This window comes from Bacillus sp. IBL03825 (genome assembly GCF_024712505.1).
In the GTDB taxonomy this organism is placed as follows: domain Bacteria; phylum Bacillota; class Bacilli; order Bacillales; family Bacillaceae_G; genus Bacillus_A; species Bacillus_A wiedmannii.
This window is the reverse complement of record NZ_JAMXKE010000002.1, coordinates 317,455-327,469: the sequence shown is the minus strand read 5'-3', so window position 1 is coordinate 327,469 and position 10,015 is coordinate 317,455. Positions and strand designations below refer to the sequence as shown.

At 30.6% G+C, this 10,015-nt stretch carries 8 protein-coding genes and 2 pseudogenes; 8 read left to right on the top strand and 2 right to left on the bottom strand.

The window, feature by feature from the left end; all coding sequences use genetic code 11:
• Window positions 1-232 precede the first annotated feature (232 nt).
• The 6 genes and pseudogenes from NHG49_RS29220 (at window position 233) to NHG49_RS29195 (ending at window position 5,402) form a co-directional block, all read left to right on the top strand.
• Window positions 233-937 (top strand): 4'-phosphopantetheinyl transferase family protein, encoded by a 705-nt coding sequence (locus tag NHG49_RS29220; RefSeq protein WP_064474288.1) that lies wholly within the window; start codon window positions 233-235, stop codon window positions 935-937.
• Window positions 924-1,646: a thioesterase II family protein gene (locus NHG49_RS29215; RefSeq protein ID WP_064474287.1), complete on the top strand. Its 723-nt coding sequence runs from the start codon at window positions 924-926 to the stop codon at window positions 1,644-1,646. Before NHG49_RS29220 ends, NHG49_RS29215 begins: the two co-directional genes overlap by 14 nt.
• 1,417 nt (window positions 1,647-3,063) lie before the next feature.
• Complete coding sequence (locus tag NHG49_RS29210) at window positions 3,064-3,498, top strand: hypothetical protein (RefSeq protein WP_002004029.1); 435 nt, start codon at window positions 3,064-3,066, stop codon at window positions 3,496-3,498.
• 237 nt (window positions 3,499-3,735) lie between these two features.
• Complete coding sequence (locus tag NHG49_RS29205) at window positions 3,736-4,476, top strand: YrrS family protein (RefSeq protein ID WP_222655518.1); 741 nt, start codon at window positions 3,736-3,738, stop codon at window positions 4,474-4,476.
• 150 nt (window positions 4,477-4,626) lie between these two features.
• A pseudogene (locus NHG49_RS29200) lies at window positions 4,627-4,784 on the top strand (IS4 family transposase); the annotation flags it as partial.
• A gap of 318 nt (window positions 4,785-5,102) precedes the next feature.
• Complete coding sequence (locus NHG49_RS29195; protein WP_088047359.1) at window positions 5,103-5,402, top strand: ArsR/SmtB family transcription factor; 300 nt, start codon at window positions 5,103-5,105, stop codon at window positions 5,400-5,402.
• Window positions 5,403-5,459: 57 nt separating this feature from the next.
• On the opposite strand, the pseudogene NHG49_RS29190 reads toward NHG49_RS29195, so the two are convergent.
• Both NHG49_RS29190 and NHG49_RS29185 read right to left on the bottom strand, forming a co-directional pair.
• A pseudogene (locus tag NHG49_RS29190) lies at window positions 5,460-7,229 on the bottom strand (Tn3 family transposase); the annotation flags it as partial.
• Between the two features lie 11 nt (window positions 7,230-7,240).
• Window positions 7,241-7,792, bottom strand: coding sequence for a recombinase family protein (locus tag NHG49_RS29185; protein ID WP_222655519.1), 552 nt, complete (start codon window positions 7,790-7,792; stop codon window positions 7,241-7,243).
• Between the two features lie 472 nt (window positions 7,793-8,264).
• On the opposite strand from NHG49_RS29185, the gene NHG49_RS29180 reads away from it, so the two are divergent.
• The gene (locus NHG49_RS29180; RefSeq protein WP_048517110.1) at window positions 8,265-8,969 is read left to right on the top strand and encodes a response regulator transcription factor; all 705 of its coding nucleotides are present in this window, start codon (window positions 8,265-8,267) and stop codon (window positions 8,967-8,969) included.
• Complete coding sequence (locus NHG49_RS29175) at window positions 8,969-9,955, top strand: sensor histidine kinase (protein ID WP_222655521.1); 987 nt, start codon at window positions 8,969-8,971, stop codon at window positions 9,953-9,955. The genes NHG49_RS29180 and NHG49_RS29175 overlap by 1 nt, the downstream gene beginning before the upstream one ends.
• Window positions 9,956-10,015: the final 60 nt, after the last annotated feature.

Here is a 10,015-nt window from a genome sequence, read left to right as displayed (position 1 = left end):
TAGAAACCTATATGAGCTGCTCATAGAATGATGTAAATGCTCTCCATTTTTTGTAATAGAAGCTAATGCTTTGATGATATTACTGAGGAAAGGTGTATATTTTCATTGATATGTAAATATGCACCTTTTCTATTGTATTTGCAATTTAATAAAGTTAATTTGAATTTATGTAACGCACATATATGAAGCCATCCTTTAAAAAAGGAAGTGATTTATCATACACATTCAAGCTGTGAAAATACCAAAGAATATTGAAAGTCATTTGTTTAAGCAACTTAGTAACTTGGTTTCAAATGAGAAGAAAGAACGAATGAAGCGTTTATTAAACTCATGCGACGTTAATAGGACCCTGATAGGGGATTTACTAATCCGATCTCTAATCTGCCAAAAGTATAAAATTAATAATGAAGAAATTAGATTTATATATAATGAGTATGGAAAACCTTTTGTTGAAAATTTTTCTGACTTTCATTTTAATCTGTCACATTCAGGAGAATGGGTGGTTTGTACTACTGCTAATTTTAATGTGGGTATTGATATAGAAAAGGTTTCAGAGATAGAGGCTCTTAAATTAGCAAATGAATTTTTTTCAGAGGAAGAATTTTATGATATATCTAATATAAATTCTGATGAACAAATTAATTATTTTTATGATTTATGGACATTAAAAGAAAGTTATATAAAAACGATTGGAAAAGGGCTTTATATCCCGTTAAATTCATTCTCTATAAAAAAAGAGTCACCAACTTTAATTTCATATAAGTATATACCTCAAAACTTTTACTTTAGACAATATAACATTGAGCCAAATTATAAGATATCTGCTTGTGCAACAAGGGATGAATTTCCGCAAGAGATAATAATTAAAGACATTTATGCAATTTGCCAAAATATATACAAATTTGAAAGTAAGGAGAAAATCAATGCAGAAGACTAAACTTTTTTGCTTTCCACATGCTGGGGGATCTGCGTTTAGTTACGCAAAATGGAAAAATCACTTTAATCCATATATTGAGGTAGTCCCGATAGAGTTAGCTGGTAGAGGATATAGAATTGAAGAAAACTTGTACCAAAGTATGGAAGAGGCTGTGAATGATGTCTATAATAAAATAGTTATGCAGATAGATGATTCGCCCTACATTCTATTCGGGCATAGCATGGGAAGTTTGATCGCCTATGAAGTAGCCAGAAAAATAAAAGATTCTAAAAACGTATCGCCTGAATTTCTTGTTTTGTCCGGTAGAAATCATCCAAATAGTAAAATAAAAAATATCCGACATAATCTTTCTAATGAGCAATTTAAAAGAGAAGTTATTGCAATGGGAGGTACACCGTCCGGGGTACTTCAATCAGAAGAATTAATGGAGATTTTTCTCCCAATTCTAAGAGCAGATTTTAAAATTGTCGAGACATATATTCATGACAATAATATACAACCGTGTGATATTGATTTTCTTATATTTAATGGGGAAAATGATGAATTTACTACATATGATCAAGTAATAAAATGGGAGCAATATACAAGTAAAACGTGTACTCTTCATTCTTTTGAAGGTAATCATTTCTTTCTAAATGAAAATATTGAAGAAATAGCAAAGAGTATTATAAGAAAGTTAGATTTTAAAAGATTATCAAATAGTTTTTAGAGGTTTTCTAAGTATATTCATGGCTTAGGAACAAAATATTAAATATGAAAAATAAAGGAACTGCTGAAATATCACTGAATAAGGGCATTGAAGCCTAAACGAACTTTTCAAAGGTAGGAAAAAAGACTCATTGAATCGTAAGAGTTACTTCCCGTATTTATCTAAAAAAGTGATGCAACTTATTTGCAACACTTTTTAAATTTTTACCAGAGAGTAATTTAGTTAATTAGTAGAAAAAGGAAGGGTCTATTTGGCCCCTTCCTTTTTCTCATACATAACGCTTGTTGACAACTTATGAAATAATAGCATTCATCGCTATTAAAATATAACACTAAAAGCAATTAATTAGATATGTAATTGTGCATACATTGTACTATTTCATGAATGGGAACAAAGCTATTTATCTCTTTCGGGCTAGGAAACCAATAGACTCAGGTATACTTTATGATAATAAATTTCCTTTCTTATTATAAAAAAAGAAATAATTAGTACTCCATAAAATTAAAAGAAACGCCATCCTTTCCTATGATTCTACAGAAAGAATATCGTATCTTTTCATTTTAGGGGAATTTTTGAAGAAAGAATTAATAGTATTAATAGAATATGTAAAAATACTCCGATATTTAGTTAACAGTTTTATACTTTCTGAATAATATCTAAATAAATAGATTATAATATATTTTGAATAAAAAACACAAGCATTGCATAATAAATAAATAAAATATTCCTTATCTATTAATTATTGAAATTCTCTAAATCTCGATGTATTATATTCTTGTATTTTCTCACTTTGCGAAGCTGAGAAAACATCATCACTTCTGAAAGAACCCTAACTCCAGCGGGTTCTTTTGATTTACTTGAACTTATTTTTGAATCATTGTATTATATTTTCGAGTCTTACTTATATAAATTATTATCAGGGGAATCTGCAGATTTGCAGGTTCTTTTTTATTTTCATACTATTAATTTTTATACGTGTTTGGTAAAAAATCAATGAGTTACAAAAAATTACTATACCGAAAACCTAGTTCGGTATAGTAATGTGCATATATAAGATCCCACTTTACAATATCCCCCGAAAGGAGTCATAAAAATCTATATTTTTTTAATTCAGTTGCAATTACAAAACATTTTTTAAAAAGAAATGCATGTAAATGCACATTATATTTTATTCCATAACTCTCTAACTTTTGTTCACGATAGTCTGATATTGAAAAAAATAAAATATTTGGTACGACATCACTTTGTTTTTAGATAGTTTTGTAATTAAACTATAATATTGTATTTTTTCTGCATTATTGAAATTAGTAATAATAAAATGTATTATTGAAAAGCACTATTTATAATTCAAGTAATCAAGGCTATTTATCCACAATAATTCGAACATTCAGAAATTATAATATTATCTAAAAATGAGGTGAGATTAATAGAAAAAGTACATATTAAATGGTATGGATTGTATAGTTTAAATGATTTTTATAGTAGAGAAGAAGCTTTTAAGAAGGGAATATTTGCAATCTCTAGAGTATATGCTAAAAATGAAACATTGATCTATATAGGAAAAACCAAAAGAAGCTTTATACAAAAGATAAGGGAACTTAATAAGGATTGGACTTTTGATGAAAGCGAATTAAAGATTACATTAGGAATAATAGAGTTTCCTAGTGGTGAAAGTTACTCTGAAAAAAAGGTAAAAGAGATAAAATCCCTTCTGATTTTACGACATACCCCAGTAGAAAACAACACATCTTTATTGTACCATAGAGGGCAGTTTAATTTAAAAATTATAAATAAGGGAAGAAGGGGCTTAATTGTTAAAAAGATTTCTACAGGAGATCTAATGTGGACGTAATTGGAATCATCTTTGAATAAAATTGAAGGTTTCTTACGAACAGGAGTTTATCAATTTTTAATGTATTAAAATATTTTGAATAACATATGTCAGATGCTTGAAACAACACAAATTTTATTATGATATGAAATCTTGTATGGGAATTGTGATTTATTTCCATCGTTTAATAAAAATATTAAGAATTATAAGAATAATGCATAAAGATTAGAAGAGAAAATAAACTCGGGGGTTTAAAAAATGGGACAAGTAAGCAGGTTTCAAGAAAAACAACAAAATCGTCGTAAAAAGGTGGTTTTTAATATTGCATTTACTTTGGTATTAGTGACAGTTGGTATAGTGACATACCAGTTGTTTTCCCCTTCTGATACATCAAAGAAAGCAATTGCTCAAGAAAAGAAAGCAACAAAGTTAGAAGAGAAGAAACGTAAAGAGAAAGAAGCAGCGCAGTTAGAAGAGAAGAAACGTAAAGAGAAAGAAGCAGTACAGTTAGAAGAGAAGGAACGTGAGGAGAAGGAAGCAGCGCAGTTAGAAGAGAAGGAACGTGAGGAGAAAGAAGCAGCGCAGTTAGAAGAGAAGGAACGTGAGGAGAAAGAAGCAGCACTGTTAGAAGAGAAACAAAAAGCAGAAAAATCGGTAAAAATGAACGGAAATGAAAATAAAGAGGGAGAAAAAACGGCATCTCAAGAAAAGGGTTCTCAAACTAATCCTTCTTGGAAGCCAATTGGTACAGTGCAAGGAGCAAAACCTGAAATGAAATTTAAAGAAGGGACAGTAGATTGGAGTGAGATGAAACAAGCAATTTCTTATGCTGTTGATGTTCCAGAGAGCCAATTGATTTTCGATTTTATTGGGAATAATGGTGATAATAAAGCCTACGGTAGTGTACGAGATAAGCAAAGTAATAAAAAATATAAGGTTGATATTGATTGGGTAGAGAATCAGGGGTGGAAACCAGCATCTGTTCAAGTGCTGAAATAAATAATAGAAATGTAATTATGTGTTTAAAATTTTACTTTTGTAAAAACTCACAAAAGAGTCCGTATCAATCAGGACTCTTTTTGTTATGTTGACAGCATTAATTACTTGGACTCATTTGTTAGATCCTGATGCGGACCAACTTTAATAATCAATAAAGTCTCATCTCGTGTGAGCGTTCATCTATTGACCAAAGAACAACAAAAAAAACGATTACAGGATTAAGTTGTACAAGAAAATAGAAAGGAAGGAAATATTCTCCTCGTAGTAAACGACTTAGTAGTATCGATCTTTATATGACCAACACTCCTGTACCTAGTGAAAACAATGAAAAGCTCAAGGAAAGAAAACAACAAAGATAGAAGGGAAACACAAAGCAGAAAAATAGGTAGTTACATGTGAATGATTTGAAAAATCTTCATTATAAATTTAGGATAACTTCACATAGAGCACATATTAATATTTTATTATTTATATGTAATGAAAGAATAAATAAAGTGAATTGTATTTCGTTCTGTTTTTAAAAATTTAAAATTCCCTTATTTTTATATAAAGGTTTTACATCGGAGTTTTAAATATTTTGGAAATAGATCAAAATAAAAGGAGTTCATATAAAAGGGGAATGTCCTATGACAACATATACAAGTGAAATGAGAAAAAGTTTAGTTTCAGAAGAAGATGTAGATATTTTGAAAATTATGGCGCATCCAATCCGCTTACAAATTGTAAATGAATTAAGTGCGAGAAAAACGTGTAATGTAACACAATTAACAGAATTACTGAATATTCCACAATCGACGGTTTCACAACATTTATCAAAAATGAAGGGCAAAGTGTTACGAGCTGAGCGAAAAGGTTTAGAAATTTATTATCATATTCATAATTTAAAAGCGAGTAAGATTGTAAGTGTTTTAGGATATATAAACTAATGAAGTATTTTCATATAAAATAGCCGCTACTGGTGAGAAGGGGCTATTTTGTGTTCAGCTATCTACTTCTACCAATAATTCTGTTAATTTAACACGTGGCAATACACTGTAAATAAGCCTAGTTAAATCTTCAACTTCATCTGGAATCATTTTCTTTAAAGGTGAAATTTGGATTTTTCCTGCATAGATTGAAACGTCTGGCAATAGTTGATTTTGAATTAAATGATTTACCTTAGAAAGTTGCTCTTCCATTAACTGAAATCGCTTCTGTAAATACTGATCGATATTTGTTGGAATTGTTAAAGGAACTTGTTTTTTATTCTTCAATTCAGACCATTTTTCTTGTGGTAATAGATACTCTTCAAAATCCTTATATTGTTTACTTCCTATAACCCACATATCCCCAGAACGGAGGTGATTACATAATTCTGAAAAGACACCGAATTCATAGTAATGACGATTAATACCATTATCTTTGATTACATGTTTGAACCATTTTGACTTAAAAAAATCCATCGGAGCTGTTTCAGGAATTTTTCGTTTTCCTGTTTGATTTATTTCTTTTAATGTCTCTAAAGCCTGAAATAAAGTATTACTTGCTTTAGATGCTTTAAATAAATAAGTTCTTAATAATCTGGGGGCAAACTTTCGAAAATGACCATAGTGATTATCTAGTAGTTCTAAATAATCAAATTCTGCTGGTCTAGCTAATTCTTCTGCCTGTTCTACTGATTGTACAAACTGTTCCCATGAAATGATAGATTGTAAGGATTCAAAAGGATCTTGTTCTAATTCTTTTGCTTCAATTAATGCTTTTCCAATTTTGGCGTATAAACGAACCTTTTCATTAATCGCTTTTCCGTCTTTTTGAAAGTGGTCCTTATGTTTCTTCTCTCCTCGATTAAACATTCTACCCATTAGCTTCTCAAGCATTTCTATCCCTTGATCTGTTAAAAAAGCATAAATATGAATAAGAAAAGCCATAAGGATTGCGTGGCGTTTGAGCTCATGAAACCTAGATAAATGTTGATTGGAATAACGTGATCCTTCACGTGCCATCTGTAACAATCGATTCTGATGCACTTCTCGACCATTATCTAATGGTAAATTTAATTTTTGAATAAACTCTATTCTCTCCATAACCTTATGGAATTTTTTAACAAAAACAACACCTGGAGGTTGTCAAAGCCATGATAAATACGAATACTTGTATCCTTTTCCTATGCTTAATAACTTATCTAGTTGCTTACATTGAGAAGAAGTGAGACTTCTTGTTAATTGTTTAAAGATCCTTCTATGTGATCGTTCACGTACAGCCCATGCTAAATGTTCAATTGCATATATAGCTGGTAGAATGATTTTTCTTTTTCTCATTTCTATAACAAGAGCCTCTACTAAAAGATGTCCTTGATCTGGTTTCATTGCCATAGGAAGAAGCCAACTTGCTAACTCTCGATATTCTTTTATAGTAAACGTTCGAAATCCAAATGTACCTCTAATTTTAATGAGATGTTCACGACGAGTTGTATCACGCTCACGTGCGTAATTTTGTATAGCTGAAGGTGAAATTCCTAATTGTTTAGCAATCGTATGTACAATAAAATCCGGAATTTTTTCATTTACAGATAATGGTCTTCCAGGAAAACGTAAGTATGCAATTTGGATGGCAAACCCTAATCTATTAGCGGCTCCACGCTGTTTATTTATAATCTGTAATTCTTCATCAGATATTGTGTAATAGCACAGTATCTCCCGTTGATCCATGTATTCAGGAATTTCATAAAAATACGCCCTTTGTGATGAAGTGAGAAGCTCCCTTGTTACCATATTATTTCCTCCTATTTATTTAAATATCGATAAACCGTAGTACGAGAGACTCCAAGCATTTGAGCTACATCTTTAATAGGAGTTTTATTGGCAACAAGGGTTTGTATCATATCAATTTCCTTGTCTTTTAGTTTCTCTGGTCTACCACCAAAGCGCCCTCTTGCTCGTGCAGCAATTCTACCAGCTTCCGTTCGTTCACGAATCAAGTTACGTTCAAATTCCGCAAAAGATGCAAATAAGTGCAACATAAGTTGACCAGTAGCACTTGAACGATCCATTGTAATATTTTCATGAACACTATAAAAACTGATCCCTCGTTCATTCAATTCATTAACAATCTGAATAAGATGTCGCATAGTACGACCTAAGCGATCTAATCGCCAAACTACCAAGGAATCACCAGGACGTACATATTGAAACGCTTCCTCTAAGCCTGGCCTTTTATCTTTAACCCCACTTAATTTATCTTGAAATATTTTATCGCATCCATAAGATTTCAAAGCATCAAACTGTAAGTCTAAATTTTGATCAATTGTAGATACTCGAACATATCCAACCTTCATTCCTTTTTTCTCCTTTTGTTCAATAACTTAATTCTATATATTTATCTGAACATAGATAAGTTTACAGGGTTTTTGAACATGAAAAAAGGAGAAATCCTATAATTTTTTGTTCCATATTAACGTGTCCAGAAACATACAATTTTCTGTACACATAGTACAGTAATATATGTTAATTAAAGTAAATTGGATAAAAAATATTAATGGATATATTGAGTTATTACCTATTCAAATACCCTTACTAATATCAATTCATTTTTTTAATGAAAATCATCTATATTCTGAAAAAAACCAATCCATTTACTCTTTAAATTTTTATTAATAAAAAAACAAAAGATATAAGCTTTATTTGATATTAATTGCATTTTAGGGCGTATGTAAGATATTATTTCTTTTAAATAAATTAACTTAAAAATTAAATATAAAAAGCCAAACAAACTTTAAAAATCACACTTAAATTAGAGGAGAGTACGATATGAATACAATCATGATTGTAGAAGATGATATAAAAATCGCTGAATTACTGGGAACTCATATTAAAAAATACGGATACCAAAGTGTTATGATAGAGGACTTTGAAAATATTTTAGATATATTTCAAAAGATTAAACCAGATCTAGTCCTATTAGATGTAAATTTACCTAGTTTTGACGGTTATTATTGGTGTCGCCAAATACGAGCTATTTCTACTTGTCCAATTGTATTTCTATCTGCAAGGAGTGGAGAGATGGATCAAGTTATGGCTTTAGAAAATGGTGGTGATGACTACATTACGAAACCTTTTTATTATGAAGTTGTAATGTCTAAAATCCGTAGTCAACTCAGAAGAGCATACGGTGAATATGCTCCCAAAGTAAAAGAACGGATAGTTGAGCAATCAGGGTTATTCCTGTTCCCAGAAAGAATGGAACTTCAACTAGATGATAAGGCAATTTTACTTACTAGAAAAGAAACAACTTTATTGGAAATATTGATAACAAAGTCTCCGCTCCTTGTAAAACGTGAAGTGATTTTAGAACAACTATGGGATAGTTCGTATGTAGACGAGAATACATTGAGTGTAAATATAGGTAGAATTAGAAGGAAATTGCAAGATTTAGGTATCGAAAACGCACTGGAGACAGTTCGTGGTGCTGGATATCGTCTGCATGCTACTTGGGAGGAGGAAGGAAAGGAATAATGAAATTATTTTTACAAGAACATATTCCACTTATTTGTTATACATTTGCCCAATTACTTATCATCCTATTTATATATTGGTTTGATGGTTATCCACATATTTTGACAGCATTATATTCTGTATTTTTGGGTGTTTTTTTATTAATGGGTTATTTAATATATCGTTATTATAGTCATCGTTCATTCTACAAGCGTCTATCAACACCAATAGAAACTTTAAATGATTCAATAAAAGATAGTGATTTGACTCCATTATCAATGGCATTAGATAAATTACTACAAACTCAATATCAATATTATCAAAACCAATTAAAAAAATGGGAACGAAAACAACAAGAACAAATGACTTTTATGAATCAATGGGTTCATCAAATGAAAACACCTCTTTCTGTTATTGAGTTAATTACACAAGATGCCGATGACTCTCGATTTGACAGTATTAATGAAGAAACGGAAAGAATCAAAAAAGGATTAGAAATGGTCTTATATGTTGCTCGTTTAGAAACATTTGAACAGGATTTTCATGTAGAAAGATTGCAATTATTGGGAATGATTGATTCTGTTATTCATGAAAACAAACGTCTGTTTATACGTAGTTATGTGTATCCAGAAGTAAAAGTAGATCCGAGTCTTATTGTAGAAACAGATAAGAAATGGTTTCGATTTATACTCAATCAAGTACTGTCAAATGCAATTAAATATTCATCAAGTAAGAAAGGGAAAGTAATAATATCGGCATATTCAAAAGGACGAGCAATTATTTTGGAAGTAAGAGATTATGGAGTGGGCATTCCTACTGCTGATTTACCACGTGTTTTCAATCCATTTTATACTGGAGAAAATGGTAGGGAATTTAAAGAGTCTACGGGAATGGGATTATATCTTGTTAAAGAAGTATGTGAAAAATTAAATCATAAGATTGAGCTAGAATCTGAGGTAGGTAAGGGAACGAAAGTTAGAATCGTATTCCCGTATGCCTCTCGTTAACCGATGAAAGAAAGATTATTCATCGGTTTTTTCTTTTGAATCTTACAAACTTGTTAGATA